Source organism: Paenibacillus monticola (assembly GCF_009664975.1).
Taxonomy (GTDB): domain Bacteria; phylum Bacillota; class Bacilli; order Paenibacillales; family Paenibacillaceae; genus Paenibacillus_AQ; species Paenibacillus_AQ monticola.
In genome coordinates this window covers 69047-93131 of sequence record NZ_WJXB01000002.1, presented here as the reverse complement: position 1 = coordinate 93131, position 24085 = coordinate 69047, and the positions used below count along the sequence as shown (strand labels likewise).

20 protein-coding genes and 1 other annotated feature are annotated in these 24085 nt (G+C 46.1%); of the genes, 8 read left to right on the top strand and 12 right to left on the bottom strand.

Translation table 11 applies throughout. The annotated features are described in order from the left end of the window. Positions 1 to 109: 109 nt before the first annotated feature. The 7 genes from GJB61_RS04855 to GJB61_RS04825 form a co-directional block, all read right to left on the bottom strand. Positions 110 to 1501, bottom strand: a complete 1392-nt coding sequence (locus GJB61_RS04855; RefSeq protein WP_154117361.1) for a cryptochrome/photolyase family protein — start codon at positions 1499 to 1501, stop codon at positions 110 to 112. 127 nt (positions 1502 to 1628) lie between these two features. After that, complete coding sequence (gene trpS / locus GJB61_RS04850; protein WP_154117360.1) at positions 1629 to 2624, bottom strand: tryptophan--tRNA ligase; 996 nt, start codon at positions 2622 to 2624, stop codon at positions 1629 to 1631. A gap of 117 nt (positions 2625 to 2741) precedes the next feature. Beyond that, positions 2742 to 3024 (bottom strand) — a binding site (T-box leader). 65 nt (positions 3025 to 3089) lie between these two features. Continuing rightward, entirely contained in the window at positions 3090 to 4007 is a 918-nt protein-coding gene (locus tag GJB61_RS04845) for an MBL fold metallo-hydrolase (protein ID WP_154117359.1), read from the bottom strand. 14 nt (positions 4008 to 4021) lie between these two features. Continuing rightward, complete coding sequence (locus tag GJB61_RS04840) at positions 4022 to 5047, bottom strand: ABC transporter substrate-binding protein (RefSeq protein WP_154117358.1); 1026 nt, start codon at positions 5045 to 5047, stop codon at positions 4022 to 4024. Positions 5048 to 5078: 31 nt separating this feature from the next. Next, entirely contained in the window at positions 5079 to 5843 is a 765-nt protein-coding gene (locus GJB61_RS04835; protein ID WP_154117357.1) for an ABC transporter permease, read from the bottom strand. Beyond that, positions 5827 to 6615 (bottom strand): ABC transporter ATP-binding protein, encoded by a 789-nt coding sequence (locus tag GJB61_RS04830; RefSeq protein ID WP_154117356.1) that lies wholly within the window; start codon positions 6613 to 6615, stop codon positions 5827 to 5829. Before GJB61_RS04830 ends, GJB61_RS04835 begins: the two co-directional genes overlap by 17 nt. 30 nt (positions 6616 to 6645) lie before the next feature. After that, a complete protein-coding gene (locus GJB61_RS04825; protein WP_195724243.1) occupies positions 6646 to 7311 on the bottom strand; it encodes a Crp/Fnr family transcriptional regulator in 666 nt (221 codons plus the stop codon). A gap of 221 nt (positions 7312 to 7532) precedes the next feature. Between GJB61_RS04825 and GJB61_RS04820 the strand changes: the two genes are divergently transcribed. Genes GJB61_RS04820 through GJB61_RS04795 form a run of 6 tightly spaced genes read left to right on the top strand, consistent with a single transcriptional unit; the run spans position 7533 to position 12531 of the window. Beyond that, on the top strand, positions 7533 to 8159 hold the full coding sequence (locus tag GJB61_RS04820; RefSeq protein ID WP_154118118.1) for a TetR/AcrR family transcriptional regulator: 627 nt from the start codon (positions 7533 to 7535) through the stop codon (positions 8157 to 8159). A gap of 19 nt (positions 8160 to 8178) precedes the next feature. Further along, entirely contained in the window at positions 8179 to 9003 is an 825-nt protein-coding gene (locus tag GJB61_RS04815) for a substrate-binding periplasmic protein (protein ID WP_154117354.1), read from the top strand. Positions 9004 to 9046: 43 nt separating this feature from the next. Next, entirely contained in the window at positions 9047 to 9691 is a 645-nt protein-coding gene (locus GJB61_RS04810; RefSeq protein WP_154117353.1) for an amino acid ABC transporter permease, read from the top strand. A gap of 19 nt (positions 9692 to 9710) precedes the next feature. Next, the gene (locus GJB61_RS04805; RefSeq protein ID WP_154117352.1) at positions 9711 to 10457 is read left to right on the top strand and encodes an amino acid ABC transporter ATP-binding protein; all 747 of its coding nucleotides are present in this window, start codon (positions 9711 to 9713) and stop codon (positions 10455 to 10457) included. 16 nt (positions 10458 to 10473) lie between these two features. Beyond that, positions 10474 to 10917 (top strand): OsmC family protein, encoded by a 444-nt coding sequence (locus GJB61_RS04800; protein ID WP_338115721.1) that lies wholly within the window; start codon positions 10474 to 10476, stop codon positions 10915 to 10917. Between the two features lie 42 nt (positions 10918 to 10959). Next, positions 10960 to 12531 carry an ABC-F family ATP-binding cassette domain-containing protein gene (locus GJB61_RS04795; protein ID WP_154117351.1) on the top strand — a complete coding sequence of 524 codons (1572 nt, stop codon included), beginning with the start codon at positions 10960 to 10962 and terminating at the stop codon, positions 12529 to 12531. A 52-nt stretch (positions 12532 to 12583) separates the two neighbouring features. On the opposite strand, the gene GJB61_RS04790 is transcribed toward GJB61_RS04795, so the two are convergent. Both GJB61_RS04790 and GJB61_RS04785 read right to left on the bottom strand, forming a co-directional pair. Then, positions 12584 to 13891 (bottom strand): DUF5050 domain-containing protein, encoded by a 1308-nt coding sequence (locus GJB61_RS04790; RefSeq protein WP_154117350.1) that lies wholly within the window; start codon positions 13889 to 13891, stop codon positions 12584 to 12586. A gap of 247 nt (positions 13892 to 14138) precedes the next feature. Continuing rightward, positions 14139 to 15038, bottom strand: a complete 900-nt coding sequence (locus GJB61_RS04785) for an alpha/beta hydrolase (protein WP_154117349.1) — start codon at positions 15036 to 15038, stop codon at positions 14139 to 14141. A gap of 335 nt (positions 15039 to 15373) precedes the next feature. Here GJB61_RS04785 and GJB61_RS04780 point away from each other — a divergent pair, with 335 nt between their 5' ends. Both GJB61_RS04780 and GJB61_RS04775 read left to right on the top strand, forming a co-directional pair. Continuing rightward, positions 15374 to 16366, top strand: a complete 993-nt coding sequence (locus GJB61_RS04780; RefSeq protein WP_154117348.1) for a LacI family DNA-binding transcriptional regulator — start codon at positions 15374 to 15376, stop codon at positions 16364 to 16366. Between the two features lie 48 nt (positions 16367 to 16414). Further along, positions 16415 to 19837 (top strand): GH36-type glycosyl hydrolase domain-containing protein, encoded by a 3423-nt coding sequence (locus GJB61_RS04775; protein WP_154117347.1) that lies wholly within the window; start codon positions 16415 to 16417, stop codon positions 19835 to 19837. Between the two features lie 189 nt (positions 19838 to 20026). On the opposite strand, the gene GJB61_RS04770 is transcribed toward GJB61_RS04775, so the two are convergent. The 3 genes from GJB61_RS04770 to GJB61_RS04760 all read right to left on the bottom strand — a co-directional run bounded on the left by GJB61_RS04770 (position 20027) and on the right by GJB61_RS04760 (position 24079). Beyond that, positions 20027 to 20977, bottom strand: coding sequence for an EamA family transporter (locus GJB61_RS04770; RefSeq protein WP_154117346.1), 951 nt, complete (start codon positions 20975 to 20977; stop codon positions 20027 to 20029). Positions 20978 to 21215: 238 nt separating this feature from the next. Next, the gene (locus tag GJB61_RS04765) at positions 21216 to 22355 is read right to left on the bottom strand and encodes a toxic anion resistance protein (RefSeq protein ID WP_154117345.1); all 1140 of its coding nucleotides are present in this window, start codon (positions 22353 to 22355) and stop codon (positions 21216 to 21218) included. A 35-nt stretch (positions 22356 to 22390) separates the two neighbouring features. Then, complete coding sequence (locus GJB61_RS04760; protein WP_154117344.1) at positions 22391 to 24079, bottom strand: VWA domain-containing protein; 1689 nt, start codon at positions 24077 to 24079, stop codon at positions 22391 to 22393. Between the last annotated feature and the right edge of the window lie 6 nt (positions 24080 to 24085).

The window sequence follows — 24085 nt, the reverse complement described above, 5'->3', positions numbered from 1 at the left end:
AAACAGCGAGAAACTACATAGTTGGGTACCTTTGCGAGATTTTGCACGATCAAAAACATTTAAAATGAATGTGAATTTGAAGCTGCTACCCAGACGAAAGAAAGGCACTTTACAAAAAAGCGCCTATTTTTTTGGTTTCTTTTGTTTTCAAAATCCGCCCATAAGTCTCAATAGCAAGGGCACGTGAGCTTTTTAAATCTACAATGGCCTCTGGCCGGGCGAGATGGATTTCTTTGTTGGATAGATGTGCAAGCTCTGGCATCCAGCGCCGGAGATAGGTGCCATCTGGATCATGAGTCTGGGATTGGGTTACTGGATTCATTACTCGAAAGTAAGGAGAAGCGTCAAAGCCGAGTGAAGAGCTCCAGAGCCAGCCGCCGCGGTTCAGTACATTGTCGTAATCGCTTAGCTTCAAGCGGAAATAGCGTTCGCCATAAATAAACGGACAACCAAGATTTTTGGTTAAAAACATGGCCGTAATCATCCGTAGCCGGTTAGGCATCCAGCCGGTTTGGTTCAGTTGCCGCATGGCCGCATCGATGATCGGCACCCCGGTGCATCCCTCAGCCCATACTTGGAAGTGCTCCGTACTTAGCTCAGATTGATCGAACACGTTCTCATAACGGAAGAAGTTTGGATCTAACCGGGCTTGGTAAATATAGAAATCACGCCAGGCCAGCTGCCGCAGCCAAGTCTCGGTATCGCCATCCATGCTCATCAACTGTTCATATATTGTTCTTACAGATAGGGAACCCGCATTCAGATGATGGCTAATTCGGCTGGTACCTTCCTTGGCATATTGGTCATGACTAATCGAATAACCGTTCAACCGCTCACTAAGAAAATGGTCTAGCGTATGCATCAGCACCCCGTACTCATCATCTGCTTCCAGTGAATTACGCATATCCTCAAGCTGCTTATTTATTTCTTCCGGTGGGAGGAAGGATTCCAGAAGGTCTGGAGCCAATTCAACCGTTTCTAGTTCTTCGAGAGTTGCAGAATAAGAGGGCCGAAATCGCTCATTGATATAGGTTCGCCAGCGTCGGTAAAAGGGAGTGAATACTTTATACGGTTCAGTCCGCCCGCTCCAGTCTACAAAATCTTGCAGATCAGCAAGTGTTGCTTCGTCATAGCTCGTTAGCTTTACTTTGAGTGAGTCGGCAAGCTTTTGAAGTTCAAGATCACGCTTCAGAGCATAAGGAGTATAGTCTGCATGATACAGGATCTCCTGGATCGGATGCTTAAGGAGTAGTTGGTTAACCACAACGGCTGGTTCTCCGTACATGATATGGAGCTGTTTGCCCAGACGCGAATATTGCTTCTGCAGCCTAGCAACATGTTGGAGGAAATTAACTCCGCTATGTTCTAGATTTCGTTCATTCCGCAACAGGAAAGGATCGAGTATAAGGACATGCAGGCTCGAACACTGGGCTGAGCGGATGGCATCCAGAGCAGGGAGATTATGAATGCGTAAATCTTTACGATGGATGAAAAGAATCATGGCTGCCAACTTCTTTCAGGAATGAATGTGAGAATGTATTCAATTGATGCTAACCTGAATTATAAAGCAAATGTGGAGTAGAAGGCGGAAAATTGTTTGATTCTATATATGGCCCACTTCTTTAATTCTATTCGCTAAAATAGTTTAGGCACATAGCATCACGTACCTCTGTCATCGTTTCTTGGGCGATTTCCCGGGCATGGTGAGTCCCGCTCATCAGGATGTCAGCAACAACCTTTGGCCTAGCGGCATAATAAGAGCGGCGTTCCCGCATAGGGGCTATCAATTCATCCAGAGCTGTGGTGATGAATTGTTTACATGCCGAACAACCCAAACTACCTTGTTCACAATATTCACGAATCTCAAGGGATTCAGTGGAGCGAAAGGCACAATGATAAGCAAAAATAGGGCAAATATCCGGGTGTCCGGGATCATTTTTATGAATGCGGGCCGGATCTGTTTTCGCTCTTCTTATTTTATAGGCAATTTCTTCAGTTGAAGAATCCAACTCGATCGTATTGCCAAGACTTTTACTCATTTTAGCATTACCATCAGTACCCACTAGCCGGGGAGTATCGCTTATAAGTGCATGTGGTACCTTAAAAACAGGTCTGTATAGTTCGTTGAATCTGCGTACGATTTTGCGCGCCAACTCCAGATGAGGCAGCTGATCTTCACCAACGGGGATGATAGTCGCCTTACAAAAGGTTATATCGGCTGCTTGACTGACCGGGTATCCCAGGAACCCATAGTACAGATCATCAATTTTAGAATTTTTAGATTCCGCTTTTATTGTGGGGTTATGCCGCAAGGAATTCACGGTGACAAACATTGAGAATAATACGGTCAGCTCGGCAATTTCTGGGATCATAGATTGGATGAAAATTGTTGCTTTATTTGGGTTAATGCCCACAGATAAATAATCTAAAGCGACTTCATATAAATTATTGCGAATCAACTCTGGTTTCTCAAAATGGGTAGTGAGTGCTTGAACATCGGCCAGAAAAACAAATGTATCATATTGCTCCTGTAACCTAACCCGATTCTGCAAGCTGCCGACGTAATGGCCAAGGTGAAGTTTTCCAGTAACCCGATCTCCAGTCAGAACTCGTTCGTTTATCATATAACATCCTCCTAATTTTGTTGATAGTCGTCATTAACTGTATCTGCCAAATCAGTCGCCAATACCAACCATCGTCCATGGCCATCACCTCCTTAAAATAACAAAAAAACCCCGTCCAATAAGGACGAAGTTGTCGTGGTACCACCTTAAATGATCGCAGAGTGCAGGCTGCGCAGCCTTTCGATCTTCTCTTAACGATACGGAGAAATTTATGATCTTCTCGATAACGTTCCCTTGATAACGGCGGGAATCCCGGCTTTACCTACTCACCTCTGAAGAGGGTTCGGACAAGCAACTCTGAAGGCCATTCAATCAAACGTTGGACACCAGTGTCACAGCAATCACCGGCTCTCTGTAGTCCATTCCCGTAAGTCTACTTACCCTTCGTCTTTGTTGTTACTGATATAGGGAGAATATTACTACTTTGAGATAAAACGGTCAATGAGAAAGTACTCAAATAAAATATCACAACTCAAACTCCATCAAATCACGCCCCATAGTAATGGGACCTTCATAAATCTCCTGCATGCCTTGACTATATTCGGCTTCTGCTTCAACCGTTTCTTCCGGCGCGGGAATGTGATGGGTGAGCACCAGATGTTTAACTCCAGCTTGACGGGCCATTTCAGCTACTTCGAGAGTTGTGGAGTGATATTTGGCTGGGTTGGAAAGGGAGGCAGCTTGATCCGGGAATTTCTCAATTAAGGTATCCAGCCATTTCTTATTGTAGGATTCATGAACTAGGAGATCGATCCCCTCGCTGTATTTAACCATGTTGTCCACGGGTATGGTATCCCCGGAAATGACCACCGCTTTCCCATTGTACTCAAACCTATAGGCGATCGCCGGGTAGACGGGCTTATGATCGACTTCAAAAGCTGTAATCTTGATGCCCTCGTGCTCATAAATAACGCCTTCATTGTTTTCAAAATAGTGGATATTAGCCCCTTCGTCAGCAGAAAGGTTATAGTTGATTCGCAGATTGACATCGAAATCGAAGGCCAAGCGCATTTTGCCGATAATCTCCTTAGTGGTTGTAGGTCCATAAACATTCATTGGCGTTGAACGCCCTTGAAACACCTGGTTGGCATTGACATGGGTGCGCCAGCTGGAGATGAATACATCGAAGAATCCCGAGTTATGATCGCTGTGATGGTGGGTGAACAGGATATCTGAGATCCGCTGCGGCATGACGCCCGCCTTAATGAGCTGATCGACGGTAGCGCCACCGCAGTCCACTAAGAAGGTTTTGTCTCCAGCTAGAACGACAACGCCCGCTTTGGCTCGACCCTGGAAAGCCCTTGGTGTGCCCGTACCTAATAGAATAACCTTTAAATTCGCATGGAAGTCCGGTAATTGTTTGATCTGATCTTGTATTTGCATGTATGAAGACCCCTTTATTTGTTCTGTTTCACTTCATCTAATAGCGATAAATCGATAAACTTGCTTAAATCCAGCTCATCCTCTTTAATATCCTTGATATATCCAGCGTCAAAAGACACCTTAGCCATGGTCTTGATGACCTCCAGATCTACCTCATCCGTTAGGTTCAAATGCTCAATGGCCCCTTTGATCAATTTGACATCCATACCTTTACCACTAAGCTCTTTAAGCTCTGCGCTAATTAATTCATAGGCCTCTGTGGGGTGTGTCTTAATAAAGTCAATTCCGTCCAGATTGGCCTGGATCGCTTTTTTGGCTAGATCACGATGTGCTTTCAGGAATTTGTCACTGGCTACTAGTAGGGTTAAGGGATAGTTGCCGTCATTCGGCGGGATTTTATCCCAATCGACCAAGACTTCGCCAGTGCCTTCCTCCACCATCTGCATTCCCCAAGGCTCTGGAATTAAGGTGGCATCGACTTCTTTTTGACGCATGGCGACCAAAGTGTCTGCGGGAGCACGGGAAATAATCTGTACGCCGGATGTATCCGTCGATACCTTCAAGCCTTCCTGTTGTAAAAGCAAGCGCAGCGAGATTTCGTTCGTGCTGCCTTTGGTGGGAATAGCTACTGTTTTGCCAACCAAGTCCTTCACCGAATGGATGCCTGCATCTTTACGGGCAATTAAGACCGCACCCCCGTTATTTGAACCGGAAATGATACGGAAGTTCTCACTTTTTAGAAATTGGTTGATTGCAGGTCCTGGACCCACAAAACCCAGATCTATCTGATTAGTTGCGATGGCGGTGGAGAAGTCTGAGCCATTGTCAAAGGCCGTGACTTCAATCTTCACATTAGCTCCGAAAGCATCCTGGAAATAGCCCTTCTGCAAGGCGATAAAACCCGGAGCATGGGTCACATTTTTCAAAAGCCCAATGTTAACCGTTAGACTTTCTGTTGTTGAAGCGTTCCCACCATTATTTCCGCAAGCTGAAAGGACCAATGTGAATAGTAAAACGATGACGAGCGATATTTTTCTCATAATAGTTCCCCTTTGAGTGGATGATTTCAATTTATTTTTTGGCTGAATATAAGCCGTAGCGGATCATAATACGATCTTCCAGCCTTTTGAAGCACAGATGATCTGACAGAGTGCCGATAACGGCGATGATAATAACAACACAGAGGATCGTTGCGGTATCACCTATACTGCGGCTGTCCTGTAGCGTCTGGCCCAAGCCGAGTCCTCTGGCAATCAGCTCACCAGCTGTAAGTGCGCGCCAAGCAAACGCCCAAGCTACGCGAACTCCGGTGATGAGATGTGGGAAAGCCGCAGGAAGCATCACTTGAAAAAACATCTTAAAACCGCTGCCCGTGCCCATCATCTGTGCCGCTCGTAAATGGATGGTGGAGATATTCATAATGCCAGTGCGACTGGCCATAGACATGGTCCAGGTTGCGCCGATGGTGGTGATGAAAATGACGGAGGTATCGTTCAGTCCGAACCAGATGATGGCGAAGGGCAGCCAGGCAATACTGGGAACCGTCTGCAGCGCAACCACCAAGAACCCAAAGGTTTCATCGAAGTAACGATAACGGGCAAACAAGAAACCCAACAGCGTTCCGATGCCAATCGCCAGCACAAACGAGATCAATAAGCGGCGCAGACTAGAAAGAGTGGCCTCCAGCAAATTCCCTTGCGTAAATCCATCGTAAAAGGCTTGATAGGTCTGCATGGGAGAGGGGAACTTCCAGCCCCATTGGAAAATTCGATAACCCAGCTCCCAAGCGATCACTAATATAATCAGAAATAGTATCCTTCTAAATGCTGTATTCATGATCGATCTCCCCTTGGACAACCTTATCCAGTTCATCTGTCAGAACTGCCAATATTCTAGTTTCGAGAGAATGGATCAAGGGATCATCAAGCGCATGCGGGCGGGCGGCCTGAACGGCGAACTCCTGTTTAATCCGGCCTGGTTGTGTGGACATGACCAACACTCGTTCAGATAATAGAATAGCCTCGCGAATATTGTGGGTGATAAACAAAATGGTTTTCCGTGTCTTCTGCCAGATCTCCTCCAGATCCTTTTGCAAAATATAACGGGTCTGCTCATCTAAGGCGGCAAAGGGCTCATCCATTAATAAAATCTCCGGGTCCATGACCAACGCTCTGGCGATGGCTACCCTTTGCTTCATCCCGCCGGACAGTTCATGCGGATACCGCTCCACAAACTTGCTTAAATGCACGGCTTTTATCTGCTCATAGGCTAGCTCATAACGGTCTTTTTTGGATAAGCCTCGCTGCTTTAAGCCAAAGGCAACATTGTCCAGTACAGTTAACCAAGGGAATAATCCATGCTCCTGAAAGACGACAACCCGGTCAGGTCCCGGGGATGTAATGCTCTGCCCGTTCACGGTAATCGAACCCTCGTACTGCGTCTCAAACCCGGCAATAAGGTTTAATAAGGTTGATTTGCCACAGCCGGAGGGACCTACCAATGATACAAATTCCCCACGTTGTACTTTGAAGGATACCTGATCCAATACAGTGTAGGTTTCTCCTTTTCGCTGCTTGAATGCTTTGCTGACCTTATTGATTTCGATCATGTGCTCACCTTCCTGCCTAAGAGCGCCTCTTTAAATATCTGTGAAAAAGCGACTTGGATGATAAATGATAATTTTCTTATTGTTGTAGTCAATAAGCGCTTTCTCACGCCATTTATTCAACGTTTCAGTGACCGTCTGTCTGCTGCAGCCAATCACATAAGAAATCTCTTCATGACTTAGCTGTAATTGCAGTTCGATCTGCTCGTCTTTCTGTGTGCCCATTTGGAACAAGAACCAAGCTAATCTCCACGCCACAGGCCGACTGATCAAAGTCTCAACCACATTTTGCGTCTGCAGCAGCCGATGCGCTCCGATAACCGCTAAGGAATAAGCGAACTCAGCGTTGCTCTTGGCTAGTTCCAGAAATATACGCCCTTCTAGTGTGATGATCTGACAATCGACCAAGCATTTGGCATAACGTTTGCGTTGGAGATTGGCCAGCAGCTCTGCATTCCCAAAGATCTCGCCAGCATAACGAAGGAAGAGGGTAATGCCTTGACCTTCTTGTGAGGATTGTGAAATCTTCACTAAGCCAGTGTCTACATAAAAGACGGCATTGGCTGGATCATTTTCTAAAAAGATGAATTCATTCTTTTTATAGGCTTTTGGAGTTCCATATTCGTGAAAGGCACGGAGAATGACCTCTTTAGTCCCATTCTTGTCTAAAAAATCGCTTGAATCATGGATTGAATCCATCCGTAGGTCACCTCTTATTAGGTAGAGTCTTGTGCCGTGTTTAATCATAGTAAACTTATGTGATATGTGTATATTAACACAAGATACAGGCAAAAAATGTCGTGTAGCTGACAAAAGGGAGAAATAATCGAGAATCCATTGACAAATACACAGTTATCCTATAGGATTTAAAAAACACAACTGACTGATCGATCAATCGGGAGGAGTAATATGAATTGCCTATGGATGAAAACAACGGAAACATAGATCGCAGAACACAGCTGATGCAAATAGCATTGGAGAAATTTGCCCGGAGCGGATACCATCAGACGAAAATATCTGACATCGTTCAGGAAGCGGGCGTAGCCCAAGGGACCTTTTATTGGCATTTTAAGAGTAAGGAAGCTATTGCGCTGGAGATTATAGAAATAGGCAAAGAACAGTTGCTGCAAGCGATCGCTCAAGGTTACCGTCAAGATCCAGGCGATATAGCGGACATGGTCCAAGCTTCTGAAGCTCTATTCCACCGGTTGTTCAATTTTGCCGCTGAGAACCGCCATCTCATGGAGATCCTCCTGATGGGGAATGGTGCCGATCAAACGATAAGGAACAGTATTTCCAACACCCGCAATGCGATGGAGCAAGCTTTTCGCCGTAATATCGAAAGAGCGATAGAGCTGAAGATGCTGCCTGAGGGAATAGAGGTTGAGCTTCGCGCTGCTTTATTGATGAGTATGTTTGACGGTTTGATCTCACGTTGGTTATTTGGCTCCGCAGAAATTCATACTAAGGTTGCGTTAGCATCTGCACAGCAATTAGCTAGTGAATTGGCTAGTTTTGAATTTTACGGACTGCTGGGAAGAATATAGATAAAGGGAGAGAAACAACATGATAAAAAAACGTAAATTTGCCGTGGTTACAATTACAGCTCTAGCAGTGTTCGGTCTGGTTCTGAGCGCTTGCGGAGGGAACTCCGACTCAGGATCAAAAGCCACGAATGAACTGGAACAAATCAAAGCAGCAGGTGTGATTAAGGTCGGTACCATGGGAACCTATCCGCCGTATACCTTTTTGAATGAACAGAAAGAAGTAGATGGCTTTGATCCCGATATCGCTAAGGAAATTGCCAAACGTCTTGGAGTGAAAGCAGAGTTCACGACTCAGGATTTCTCCGGGCTGATCCCAAGTCTGCAAGCAAAGAAATTCGACATCGTGATTAGCCAGGTTACGATAACGGATGAACGCAAGGCGCAAATCGATTTCACGGATTCTTATATCACGAACAATGTCAAAATAATCGTCAATACCAAAAACACAGATATCACGAAGTTGGAAGACTTCAAGGGCAAGACGATTGGGGTTGGGCTAGGAACGAACGATGAAACTTACCTGCGCACCGAAGTGCTGCCGAAAGTAGGTAATTTTGAGATCAAGACGTATGATGATGTTATTACCTCACTGAAGGATCTGGATGCAGGACGTATTGATGCTACCATTAATAATCTGTATGCCTTGAAGCCGATTGTCGACGAGAATGGCTTTCAGATTAAAGCGGTTGGCGAAGCGATCAAATCCGATATGGCGGGTGTAGCTCTTCGCAAAGATAATGTTGAGCTGCGGGACGCGATGAATAAAGCATTAGCGGATATGAAGGCTGACGGCACCTATGACACTCTTTTTCAGAAATGGTTCGATGAAACACCCGCAAAATAAATATGGGAGCGTGCGCCCTAAGGCGGGAAGGGGATAATAACCTATGCAACTCGTGTTCGATAACCTGCCCTTCTTGCTGAAGGGCGCTGGCTATACTTTATTATTGACGATAGTCTCCATGTTCTTCGGTCTGATCATCGGACTAGTGGTGGCTATCGCCCGGCTGAAAGGGAATCTGCCGATTCGGTGGATTGCCCGTTTCTATGTATCCATCATCCGTGGAACTCCGCTCTTAGTGCAGATAGTGATCATTTATTATGGACTTGTGGATTATGGAATTACGCTCGGCTCCCTGACAGCCGCCTATATTGCGCTTAGTGTGAATGCCGGGGCCTACTTGTCGGAGACGTTTCGTGGCGCTATCCTGTCAGTTCCGAAGGGACAGCTGGAGGCTGCGTATTCAACGGGAATGACGCCTTGGCAGGCGATGCGCAGGATTGTGTTGCCACAGGCCATGCGTATTGCTATACCCCCTATGGGGAATACATTTATTGGCATGCTTAAGGAGACCTCACTCGTTTCGGTCATCACGGTCAGCGAACTGTTGCGTCAAGCACAGCTGCTCATTGCCCAATACTATCAATATATGCCTTTTTATCTGGGGATTGGGATTATGTATTGGATCATGAGTACAGGGCTGGCCTTCATTCTGGAGCGGTTTGAACGGAGATTAGCCAAAGCTTACTGAACATGGAGATGACGTGAACATGATAACGACTACAGGCTTATCCAAGCATTTTCAAGATCTTGAAGTGCTGAAGAGCATTAATATACAAGTAGCTGCCAAAGATATTGTTGTCATCCTTGGCCCCAGCGGTTCAGGCAAAAGTACGCTGCTGCGCTGTCTGAATGGTCTGGAGGACATCTCAGGTGGCAGCTTTGAAGTGAATGGCATTGTGGTGGATGCTACAGCATCCAGACGAACCCGACAGCTGGCCACTCGGAATATCCGCAAGCAGAGCGGGATGGTGTTCCAGCAATTTAATCTGTATCCACACAAAACAGCGCTCGGCAATGTGATCGAAGGTCTGATCACCGTGAAGAAGCTGCCGAAAGACCAAGCAGTAGCTATGGGCCGGAAGCTATTGGATCGCGTTGGACTTGCGGATCGTGAGGATTCTTATCCTTCCCGGCTCTCCGGTGGACAACAGCAAAGAGTGGCGATTGCCCGTTCGCTGGCTATGGAACCAGCCGTGATGTTGTTCGATGAACCTACTTCTGCGCTTGATCCCGAGCTTGTGGGAGAGGTGCTGAGTGTGATGCGTGAGCTGGCTCAGGAGGGCATGACGATGCTGGTCGTGTCGCATGAGATGAAGTTTGCCCGTGAAGTGGCTACTAAGATCATATTTATGGCAGATGGGAACATTATCGAAGAAGCCGCTCCGCAGCGGTTTTTTGAAGACCCACAAGAGGAGCGGACGCGGAAATTCTTGCGTCAGATCAGTGAAATTTAAGGAAGAAGGTAATACTGTGAAAGTATCGACAACATGGAATGGCAAACGGATGTTCACTTCAATGGGTCCTTCCGGTTACTCCGTAGGAATGGACGCAACTCCTAAATACGGCGGAAACGGCGAAGGTATGACCCCAATGGAATTGCTGCTGGCTGGTTTGGGTGGTTGTATGGGCATCGATATCACGATGATTCTGGATCGATTCCTGCCCGGGATCACACGCCTGGAAATCGAGGCGGATGGAACACGCAAGGAAGTGAGTCCATCCGGATTTACGACGATAGACCTGAATTTTTATATCGATGGGGATGTTCCTGACTATCGGCTCTGGAAAGCCATCCTGATGGCAGAAGATAAATACTGTGCCGTCTCCGATTCGCTCAAGGCAGACATCACCTTGCATCTGATTCTCAATGGAGTAGAGGTAGAGAAACCTGAGAAGCCAGAGAAAGCAATCTAATGTTATAATCAACTCTTGAGTGAACAAGAGGAGTGAAGAGACTTGAGCGTGATCCGCATGGAGAATGTGACTAAGAAATATGAAGATACTTTGATTTTTCGAGATATTTATTTTCGGGTCAGCAAAGGGGAACGGATTGGTTTGATCGGGAGGAATGGTGCCGGCAAATCAACTGTTTTTAAGCTAATTATGGGTAAAGAGGAACCAACGGCGGGGAAAGTGGAGCTGGACCCTCTAGTAAAGATAAGTTATTTCTCCCAATTCTCAGAGCTTAGCGGTGGCTTGTCTGTGCAGCAGGAGCTGGAGCTGTGCTTCCAGCAGGTTGCGCTTATTGAGAAAGAGCTGCAGGATATTGGCGAGCAGATGGGCCTAGTTACAGAGAATGATGAGATGGATAAACTCTTGGAGCGGCAAGCAGAGTTGTTTGATCAAATGGAGCATTTGGATGGCTGGAATGTCTCCGTCGAGATCAATACGGTGCTGACCAAACTGGGTTTCGATGAACGGTCGCGCCATCAGCCGGTTGACGAGTTGTCTGGAGGTTGGAGAAACCGCGCAGCCTTGGCCAAAATTCTGATTGAGATGCCTGATGTCGTATTGCTCGATGAGCCGACTAACTTTTTGGATATGGAAGGTCTAGTATGGTTGGAGCAATGGCTGAACCGCTTCAATGGGGCGATGATTCTGGTCTCGCATGACCGGCAATTTATCGACAGAGTTGTAACGCGTACGATTGAAATTGAGAATTATCATTTTCAGGAGTATGAAGGCAATTATACCGATTATGTGCGCAAGAAGAAGATGCGCAAGAAGGTGCTGGACCGCCAGTTCGAATGGGAGGAAGAACTCCTCATCATGGAGAACGAAGCGATTGATACCCGTGCGCAGAAAAAAACCTCCAAAGACCGGCTCTCCCGCAAGCTAGCGGATATGAAAAAACAGGTCGAGCCGCACCCTGTAAATGTGCTTATTACTGATATCTATGAGAACCTGCGATTCCCGGACAGATTATGTGAAGTTAAAGGAATTAGCCAGACCTATGATGGACGCTCGATCTTCCAGAACATCAGCTTCGATATTCAGAAAGAGGATCGTCTGGTGATCGTCGGACCGAATGGCAGTGGGAAATCTACACTGATTAAGGTACTCACAGGCCAAGAGCAACCGGAATCCGGGGAGGTGACTTGGGAGCGTGGGGTCAGCTATGCTTATTTTAACCGGATGTGGGACGAGCTTGATCTCAAGGATACAGTTAGTCATGCTGTAAACATTTCCGGTCTTGGCTTAAATGCTACGCGCAAAAAAGTGAACAAATTCCTCTCCATGCTGCAATTTTCGGAGATGGATCTTAGTAAATTCATTGGCAATCTGTCCGGTGGACAGCAAGCCCGTGTAGCGTTAGCCAAATGTCTACTTTCTGGAGCTGCCGTCATTATATTGGATGAGCCTACTAATCACCTAGATCTCACAAGCATTCAGGTCATGGAACAGGCGCTGCTTCATTTCCCTGGTGCAGTCATTACGGTAAGCCATGATCGGTTCTTTATCGACAAAATAGCGACCAAGATGCTTACCTTCGATCCAGTGTTGGGGATCAGCGAGCAGAACGTATAGAGTGAACAGACAAAGGGCGGAATTCCAGTCATGGAACTCCGCCCTTTGTTATTTATTTACTGGAAACTAATGGAATACTTTCTGTTGGCACACTGGACAGCTTTAACGTAGTCTTTCCATCAGCGTTCATTCGGTACAAATTATCATGATCGCCAGCATTTACGTAGTATATACTTGGGATATTATCAGTGAAAGCGACATTGTCCCAATTTACACCAATCATTTTGGTTAATGTTAAGTTGGCATTCAGGACATAGGCTCCGGTGCTTGAAAAAAAGACTGCACTCCCAATTTTATCGCCATTGTTTAGAGTAAGGACTAAGTCCGCATTGCTTAATGCTAGTGCCTTTGTAGTGGTCACTTTACCGTTAGCTATAGTGCTTACATAGGTTTTGTTTTTGGCATCTACATATGCAAACTTATTTCCACCCAAATCCGCAATATCCTTAACTCCGGTTTGACTTAATTGAAAGGTTTTGCCGTTCTTATCCATCAGGAACCCTTTGGCTTTGGAATAATCATAATCATCATTGGCTCCGAGAACCATCCCCTTGTTGATGAGGTAATAATCGCTAGCCCACATGCCCGAATAGGCGGAGTTTAGATCCAGTGGAGTTTTAGCATTTATAGCTTTAGGACTTCCACCATTAAGAGATAGTGTGTAAAGCACCATACAGTTACGTGAATACTGTGTTTCTTCCGGCTGTGTGTTTACCAGAAGGTATAGGTTAGTGCTATTCATATGGGCGTAGTTAGTATTAGGAATGACACCCTTGGCGATCCATTGAACGACACCACTGCCGTCTTTAGCTTTGGAGGTAACCCAGCTTGTACTGCCATCTTTCAGAGCATTGTAGTAGATTCGGTTCCCAACGATAGTAAAGTCAGGGTATTCTGGGTTCGCCGAATCAGCAATCAATGTAGCCTCTTCATCATTTTCGGTGTTGGCCAAAGAACGGTAAATGCTGCCTTGATCATCCATGAAGTATAAAAAACCACCATCAAGTTTGTAATTAATAATTTTTTTGTCGCCACCAACGCTGGTTATTAGGGCATCAGGGTCAGTTAGGGACAAACGCTGCAAGTCCGTTGAGTTCTCATCATATGTAAAGTAGAGATAATTGCCTGACGATTCAAGTCCTGTTCCTTCAAAATCTTCACTGATTTTCTGAGCGGTACCTCCGTCGGTGCGTACCCGGTATAAATCACTGTCAGTTACGTAATAAACATAACCTTCTACTGAAGCCGCTGCCGAGGCGACTTTTGGTTGTATTCCTCCTCCTGTTATTCCGATAACTGCTAACGCAATGATCAGTAGTGCAAACCCTGTTCTTTTCAAATACAGACGAGACCGTTCCATTCACAAGCTCCTTTTTAGTAATAAAATTATGTATAATACCCTATTAAGATATCGGTCATTTGATTCAAGATGTTATAAATCGTAAGACCCATTATTTACCTTGTTCTTACGAAACTTGAAAGCTTGCTTAGTAGAATAATAATTGAGCCCTAAGAACTAATATTGGATGTAAATTGAGTCCTAGGGCTTATATTATCTCTCCGTAATACCCGTTTCTTCTTGCTATTCTGTTAACCAGCTACCCGTATTATTTACCGGCGTAGAATAGTAAATACTCGCTCGCGTGTGTTCTCCAATAGATATCATCATGTCCGCCGGGTGACCGGTGATATTCCGATTTGACGTTTTGACTTTGCAGCTTTTTGTAGAGAGCCTCGGTCCCTAAATAAAATTTATAGCTGTCCTGATCCCCGCAATCGAGATAGACTGATATTCCCAGCAAATCTTGAGTTTCCGCAAGCAGGATAGGATCTCTTTGCGCTCGAATCTCATCGCTTGGATAGATCCAATTCTTGAGGTCTCCTGTATTTGTCCAATCGTCTACCCAAAGTCCAGGACTATGACCTCCTACTTTGCTGAATAATTCAGGGTGTGTGAAGGCATTATACAGCGCTGCCCATCCACCCATCGACAATCCTCCGATATATCGACTTTCTCTGGTGGCATCTGTACTGTAGTGACTATCTACATATTGAATAAGGTCTTTAACAAGGTAATCGCTATAATTTCCCGCACTTGTAGAATTAAACCCATAGCTATTGTCGATTTGGGGAGTTACGATGATCAGCGGTTTGATTTTGCCTTCGTTCTGCAGCGTATCCGCGGTTTTATCCAACCCAAGGCCTGATAACCACATCGTTTCATTGCTGCCATATCCATGAATTAAGTAAAGGACAGGATATTTATTCTCAGACTGATAACCAATGGGCAGGTAAATATTAAATCTCATGTCTTTACTCAGGGCTTCACTGTAAAAAGAAACCTTCTGAACATTGGGTGAGGTTCCCTCTGCCGGAGCATTAGTCGGTTCACTGATAATTGCAGCATTAGCGGCATTCGTTGTTTCTGCTTGTTCTTCATTGGAGCAGCCAGAGACTAATGATCCCAAAAGTAGAAAACATACAATTGCGATACAACCAATCTTCATAACAATCCCCCTTTTTTCATATTGGCAGAGGCTTTACCCAAAAATTACTATTTTTCTAATTTTCTCATAGGGAAGATATTCAAGCAAGGTTGGTGCATACGGGAATCAGGCGAAATTCTACTAGGTCATCGCATATTAAAGTTAGCTTATATAAAATTACGCTTGAAATCGCTAACAACTAGAACTATAATAGTGACATCGAAACGATTCGAGTGAATGATCTTATGGTAATAAAGTGATTTATTAATTCTATATAATATTTTTTCGGATATTAACGAAACGTTTCGATATATTCTTTCAAAAGAATGTTACAGGTTAGGGAAAGGTTGATGTGAATGGCAACGCTTAAGGATGTGGCCAAGCTGGCAGGCGTAGCACTTTCGACGGCTTCGTATGCGTTGAGTGGTGATAGTAAGGTCAGTGTCGAAACTAAAGAAAAGGTGCTGGAAGCGGCAAGACAGTTGAACTATCAGAAAAATGGTTTTGCTATGGATCTAAAACGAAGCCGCACCAATACGATTGCATTGATCTTGACAGATTTGTCCGGGCCCTATTATTCGGAACTGATCCGCAGTATACAGGATGTGACGTTGTCCCACTCCTATGATCTTATCGCTTGTAGTTCGATGGGCGGAAAGGATTCAACGGCAGTTCGATTCTTGCTGGAAAAAAGAGTGGATGGCGCCATCGTACTGGCCCACAATATAACGGATGAAATTCTACAAGCTGCAGCGGGCAGTCGCTTTCCAATTGTCGTTATGGATCGTTTAATTGCAGGGGAGGGTCTTATCAACGTAGTGGTGGATGGCGAACAAGGGGGCTACAGCGCAACCCGTTATTTGATTGAAAAAGGCCATAATACCATCGCCTACATTAGTGGCCCCGCCAATTCCTACAACAATACGCTGCGCTATCAGGGATATTTACGGGCGATGCACGAAGCCGGACTTGAAGAAAAGGCGAAATGGAAGCTGAGCGGCAGCTTTATCCGTGATGGCGGTTATAAGGCGACCCAGATGATGTTGATGCAGGGTGAGCTTCCTTCAGCTGTCTTTTATGCCAATGATGAGATGGCGGTCGGCGGCATGAAGGCGCTGGAAGAAGGCGGGATTTCCGTGCCCGATGAAATTTCAGTGATCGGATTCGATGATATTCAATTGGCTGAGTATATTCAGCCTCCGCTGACAACCATCCGTCAACCCATGTATGACTCCGGTTCTTTGGCTGGTCACTTGTTGTTTCAGAAATTGAATGGCGAAGCTGTTAATGACTTCTACAAGCTCAAGATTGAGCTGATTGAACGCAAATCGGTCACCAACTCAAAATGATTGAATATTAGCGGCCCTAAGCCGCAGGAGATAAGGGAGTGCGAAGAAATGACAACGATAACAAGTTCCAAGCGGTCTCTCCAACAAGCCGGACTAACCTTTACTTTTCTGGAAAGTGGGGACCTCTATCAGGCATTTGGTGGCAAGATGATGATCAATCAGCTGCTGTCCAATGTGGTTGACGGAGCGCCAGGGAATATATACATTAGGCTGCATCTGCAGGCAGGCATTCAAGTGTTCCCACTGCTAGGTGTGAAATCGGGTAGCCGCTTCCGCCAGGACGGCGACCGCCTGGTATGGCAGGGGGAGATTCTTCCGGAGCAGACAGGTCAAGACCTCAAAGAAATCATTCGCTATCAGGTGCTATTTACGCTGGCGGAGGATGGAATCTGGTTCTGGGATGTAACAGTTGAAGGCGCAGGTGTACTGCTGGATGTTATATATACACAGGACGTAGGCATTGCCTCTCCAGGCGCAGTCTTGAGCAATGAAGCTTATTTATCCCAATATATCGATCATACTGTATTCGAAGATAAGGACAAAGGATATGTGGTCTGCTCGCGCCAGAATCAGCCGCAGGACGGCAAGTTCCCGTACATTCAGCAGGGAGTACTCACCGGTGCAGCCGGATATTCCACCGACGGTTTTCAGTTCTTTGGATTATCCTATAAGGAAACGGACAGACCGGAGGCCTTATTCCAGGAGAGACTAGCAAATGAAGTCTATCAATACGAATTTGCTTATACGGCGCTTCAATCCAGCAAGATAGATTTGAATGGCCAAGCCCGGTTCACCTTTTACGGACTCTTCCGCGAAGATCATCCCACCGCGATCTCGGAGCTTGAGTATCAATCCACCATTCACCAAGCCTGGGAGAAGACGCAGACTCTAGATCACTTGACCGAAAGTGGGATTTGGTTAAACCAAGTGACGGTGTCTCCGCAACTGGGTGAACCCTTGCAAACCGAGACGATGCTGGAAGAGGAGCTGAATGTCCTGTTTCCGCAGAGATTTCAGGAGGAATGGGCAGGCGATCAGTTATTGGCCTTCTTTACAGGCACCTATGAACATGTCGTACTCAAGAGCAAGGAACTGCTCGTCGAACGTCCGCATGGGCATATTCTGATGAGCGGGGACAATGCGCGGCAGAACCCGGAAGTGATTTCAACTACCTCGTACATGTACGGTATTTTTAATTCTCAGGTCGTAGTTGGCAATACGAATTTCAATAAAATGATGTCCAATGCCCGCAGCGCACTGAATCTGTACAAAACATCGGGTCAGCGCATTTATGTAGAGATGGATGGGCAATACCACTTACTGACCATGCCTTCATTGTTCGAAATCGGCTTTAATTATGTTCGCTGGCACTATAAAACAGCATCCGACACCTTGGTGATAACCAATCATACAACGATGGATTCACCGGAAATCAAGCTGCATGTCACTTCAGTAAGCGGAAAAGCTTATCGCTTCCTGGTCAGCAATCAGATTACAATGAATATCTCCGAGTACGAAGTACCTTATCAAATGACTCAGAATGCGGATGGAAAAGTACTGACATTCCGCGCTGAGAAGTCGGGTTCCAGCACATCCGTATATCCGGATCTGACTTACCGCATGTTCTTGGATGGTGTGACTTACCATTTGGGCGATGAGTCCCTACTCGTGGAAAGATCGCTGCAAGGAGAGATCCAAGGAGCGGTGGACGGAATGATGCAGGGTAGCTCTTCCCTTGTTGTCCTTGAACTCGATTCAAGCGCCGATTGGACCTTGACGCTGCAAGGACTGCTGGATGGCAGAGAACTTCCACTCACTACTACGACGGTAGATGTTGAGATTGTCCGCTATCGCGAATTTTTTGCCGGTGTGATGAATGGCTTCAAGCTGACCAAGCAGGGCGGAGATGAAGGGGAACTGTTCAAGGTTAACGCATTGGCCTGGTGGTACACACATAATATGCTTGTTCACTACTCGATGCCGCATGGATTGGAGCAGTACGGTGGCGCAGCCTGGGGTACGCGTGACGTGTGCCAAGGCCCAGTGGAATATTTCTTGGCTACTCACAACTACGAGCAAGTGCGGGAGATCCTGCTGCAGGTTTTTGCCCATCAATATGAGGACGATGGCTCTTGGCCGCAATGGTTTATGTTCGACAAGTATGCGGGCATTCAGCAGGAAGAAAGTCATGGCGACATTATTGTCTGGCCGCTTAAAGTATTGGGCGATTATTTACGGGTTACTCGCGATTATGCACTATTAGATGAGCAGGTTCCATATACTCGCAAGCACAGCTTCGACTTCACGGAGACGACAGTTACAGTTCGTGATCATGCGGTCAAGGAAATGGATTATATCAAATCGCATTTCCTACATGATACGAACCTGTCTTCCTACGGCGATGGAGATTGGGACGATACACTCCAGCCAGCGAATGCCCAATTGAAGCAATATATGGTCAGCAGCTGGACGGTCGCTTTGACTTATCAAACGGTTCTAGGGTTGTCAGAGGTGCTGCAAGGCGTAGATGCTGAATGGTCAGATGAATTAGAGCAACTGGCAGAAGGGATCAAAAGCGATTTCAACCAGTACATGCTGGGAACCGATGTGATTCCAGGCTTTCTGTTCTTTGAAGATCCGCAGGATGCCAAGCTGATGGTTCATCCTGATGACAAGGAGACGGGTATCCAGTACCGCCTGCTGCCAATGACCCGCAGCATGATTGGCGAGCTGCTTACTCCTGAACAGATGGAGTCGCATTACCAACTGATTCTGGAGCAGTTCCTGTGTCCTGATGGCGTACGTCTGATGAATCGTCCGGCGCAATATGCTGGCGGTGTCAGCCTGCACTTCAAACGTGCGGAGCAAGCGGCCAATTTTGGCCGCGAGATTGGATTGCAATATGTACATGCTCATATTCGCTTCGTGGAGGCCATGGCTAAGATCGGCAAGCGCGATCAGGTATGGAAAGGGTTGGCTGTCATTAACCCGATCGGTATCCGGGAGGCTGTACCCAATGCGGAGCTGCGCCAGAGTAATGCCTATTTCAGTAGCTCGGATGGCAAATTTGCCACTCGTTACGAAGCGCAGGAGCGTTTTGAGGAACTGCGTAGCGGCAAGGTTGCAGTGAAGGGCGGATGGAGAATTTATTCCAGCGGTCCCGGAATCTACATGAACCAGCTGATCTCCAATGTGCTGGGCATTCGTGAGGACGGCGGCGACCTGATCGTCGATCCTATTCTGCCAGATGAACTGAACAGAACTCGTTTTGACTTTGAATTTGCTGGTACTCCGACTGCTTTTATCTATCATTGCTCGGAGGGGCACCTCCGTTCAGTAACAGTAAATGGCCACGAGGTACAGGCTGAGCGACAGGATAATCCTTACCGCTTAGGCGGCCTGCGGATCAAACGGGCTGACTTTGAAAGTCTACGTACCGCAGAAGGTACGGTCGTGGAGATCTATATGTAAGCAAAGGTAGAACTTGTAAAGTTGGTCCATGTATATTGAACGCACAAAAAAAACCTCTTCTTTGAAATGGTTGCTCGCACTTCCATTTCACCAAGGAGAGGTTTCTTTTTGCTATAGTTGAAGATGAATTTATAATGAGTTTCTGCTAAGAACAGCGGAGAGGACGGACTACTTGAAAAGTGTATTACCTTATCTGGTACCCAGACGTCTGATGCCCAGTCTCATTACCTTATGCAGCTCCGGTACGATGACGCCAAGCAAGATTAGTCCAACTCCCAGCCACTGCAGCTCACTTACCTGTTCATGCAAGACGAACGAAGACAGCAGCACGGCAACCGGCAGTTCAGCAGCTCCCAATACACCCGCCATGTCTTCACCGATATGAGGGACGCCGATCGCGAACAGCACGGGTGGGATGAACGCTCCGAAGAAACCGAGCAGCAATCCGAATACGAGCAGCGGCCCCCACAATAAGCCATTAAAGAGGAAATAGGGTGGAAATAAAATGCACAACAGAATCAAACCGCCTGTAACCATCCAGGCACTGCGGTACGCCGGGTGCACGGTGGGTACGGCTTTGCCGCTAAAAATAATAAACATGGAATAACTAACGGCAGAAAGAAGACCCAGCAGAATACCAAGAAGATTGAATGTTGCAGCCCCTTGCTCCATAACTCCTGCAGCGAGTAGAGTTCCGCCCAGCAATACAAGCAGCGTCCACAACATTACTTTGCTTGGGCGCTGCCGTTTGCTAATGGCCTGAATAAGCACGCTGATCCAAGTGAATTGAAATAACAATATGATAGCAAATGATGCCGGGATGTAGCGAAGTGATTGATAATACAGCAGACCGGTCACGACTGTTGGTGCTCCGGCCAGCATCAGTAATAGTCTGTGCTTCCAGGTCAGCTTAGGCGAAATCTTGATTGCGGCGGTGGATACGCTGCCCGATCTACCCTGTTTACGCTTCTCTCTAAGCTTAGTATAGAGTACCAGTAACCAAGACAGTATAAATCCGGTCACAAGCTGGCTGCCTACCACTTCACCGAGCTGATAACCCTCTCCATATGCCAGCACGACTATTGTCGATAATACACCATAACTCATTGCTCCCATTAGAACGGATACTAAATATTTCATTTGAAACCTCCTGTAATCTGATGAACAGTTCGCAAATCAACACAAAAAATCCCAACTGCAGATGTTAAGGAATAGACATTATCCTTATCATCGTAGTTAGGAAGTATAGGCTTCCTGTAGATACCCCCACCCTGTTGCGTGCTTGCGGGGTTATACGAGAGAAATATGCAATTGTTCATGCGACGACTGTTCATATATTACACGTCAAGTGAGCTGCTGTCAACACTTCCAAGAGGATTTATAAGCCGAGTTGATGCCCTTTCTCCAGGCGCAAAATCTGCTGTTCCCCGTTATCAGCCAGTTCTCGGAACTGATTAATCGTTTCACGCATTTTGGGAAGTGCCTCTTGTTTGTAGGTGCTGATGGAATCAAGAGCGGATAAAACATCCGTGAAAGCCTGCTTCAGAGTATCTGCTGAAATACTGGTTTCCAGCGATTGTTTATGGATTGCTGCACCTTGATCTTTAAGCATTCTTGAGGTGCCGCTGATCAGACTATCGGTGGTTTGATTGAGCAGCTCAATCTTTTTTAGCACAATTCGTTGATTATAAAGGGCGCTGGCTACCGTAACTGAGATTTTCAGAGCTGACACGGTAACATTTCTGGCTCTGTCCACCCCTCTGATCAATTCTTTGTTATTTCTAATCACCACTTCGATAGCCATGATGCCCTGTTGATTCACCACCAGCATTTGTTGCAGATCCATCACCCGCTGCCGCAGTGGGAAGAGGACTTCCTCGGTAATGAAGCGAATTTTCTCTTCAGATTCACTGCGTGATTTGGCCGCTTCAATCTGCTGCTCAATCTCGTGGTCCATGAGGATGCCTAGCTGGATCTCTTTTTGCAATTTTTTGGTGAGATCCCTAAGTGTCTGCTGTTCGATTTCCAGTGTGGTATTATCATTCTTTAAGACGGCTTTACCTTTATCGAGTGAAATTATAATATCCGAAATTACAGTATCAGCTTTTTGGTATTTGGCGAAATAACTGCGTAAGGGATTGAAGAACTTACCCAGAAGGCCATTTTTGACAAAATCAACAGCACTCGGGTCTAAATCCTTCAGCTGCATATGAAGCTCCGTTAAACCCTTAGCCACTTGGCCTCCTTCGTCACCTACGCGTGAGAGATTTCCAACAGAGACTTGCAGGAGGGCATTCTTCTCCGAAGAGGAGCGCATCGTGCCCATACCGAAGCTGTCAATGGATTGCAGCACCGCTTTCCGCTTTTCCAAGGACTCTATATCCATATCCAGAATCGATGACACATTGTTAATGGCCAGTTCTTTGAGTTGGGTGACTTCCTCAGGCTCAGGTTTAATCTGTTCTTCAATCACCGACTTCAGTTTCTCCGCACTTGGCACTTCCATTGTGAATGACATAAGCATCCTCCTAAAAGTTTATAGGTAATGAATAATTACATTTGCACATTAAGCAGATTGCCGATTTTGTATACCACATCATCCGTATCAGCATTGATATTCGCCGCCTCATTAATGCTTGAAATGCTCTCAAGGGCCTTGAGGTTGGCATTATATCCAATGGTGTAAATCGGAATTTTGTAATTTTCAATTAATCCTCTGATGTCATCCAGTGAATGACCTTCGTTCGTTTCCCCATCGCTTAACACAAAGATCAGAGGTTTCACCTCAGGGTTCTTGACCAGTTCCTCCTGCAGCATCTTTATAGCCACTGCAATACCGTCAAAAGTGGCCGTGCCACCGTTAGCCTGTAGGCTATTAATCGCTCCAACAAACATGGATTGCTGATTCGTATCGTATTTTCCGATAGGCAGATTAATAGTAACCTCATTGGAGTAGGAAACGAAGCCAATGCTATTGTCTTTTCCTAAATACTTCTGGCCTTTCAACAGCGACTCTTTCAAGCGATTTAACGGTTCACCGGCCATGCTGCCCGATACATCCGCTACAAATACGGCGGCAATCGGTTTATTTCCGTCTTTCTTTTCTTTCCATAGCTTCTGCGCAGCGGATAAGAGAGTACCGTCCACGGGTTCAAGCTCTGAAACGTAATTATTAAGACCGTTGAATCCTTTTTTCTCAGCCAAAGTCTGATATTTGTCTTGTTCAGCAAATTGAGCAAACATCTTGATAATGTCCAGCTTCTCCTTAGGCAAATCTCCCAAAGCGTAGAGCGGGCTGTCATGCCGTACGCCAAAAGGAGTAAAGACATAACCGCTCTTAAGGTCTGCTGCATTTACGAAGGTTTGATATTCCAACACAAAAGCATCCAGCATTCCCGTCTTCGCCGCATCGCGCATCTGTAAAGTAGTGGACGCTATAAAAGGTACGTTCGCCTGGAATTTCTCGAAGCCTTGAACCGCTTGTTCTCCAAGCAGGTCTGTACTGTCAAACGTAGCAAGAGCTGTTACCAAGAAATTCAGTCCCGTAGAACTGGCGAAAGGATCGGTGTACCCCATTGCCAACTCGTTCGCCGCAATGGCATCCGTAATGGTCTTGACATTAAGTGAACCGTATTTATCTACCAGTTCGTCATATTTTTTCTTATTGGTTACGACACCGGCTACGTTTCCGACAAGACGTTTGGATACAAGCTCGGTTGGAGTTCCATTAGCTTTGACCATTTCTCCCCACAACTCGTTGGAGGGGGTAAAAGCATCTGGCACATATTTGCCGGACCTTATGTAATCGGTGGCCGTGCCCGAAGCAATCGTGCGGATTTTGACCGAAATGGGCTTTCCATCCACCATACTATTGGAATCATTGAAATCTGCTGCCACTTCATTTAACCAACCGTCATTTCCGGTTCCTGATTTCTCGGTGGAGGAGAAAATCTCTACGAAGTTGTCCGTTGTATTGTCTACAGAGATGGGGAATTTGGAGATATCGGGCAATGAATCCCCGACAGCTACAGGATCAAGATCAATTTGGCCTTTTACTTGTGCAGCAGTGGTTACCTTAATATTGTTGTAGAGCTTATCCAGCTGTTTAGCCGCATCTTCCGAAGAGACCTCTGTTTGAGATTTTCCTAAATTTGAGGTGATGCTGATTCCGAAATAGACAAGAGCAAAGACAGCCACGGCAATAATTCCTAGGACAATAAATGGTTTACCTTTTCTGGCCATACGCAT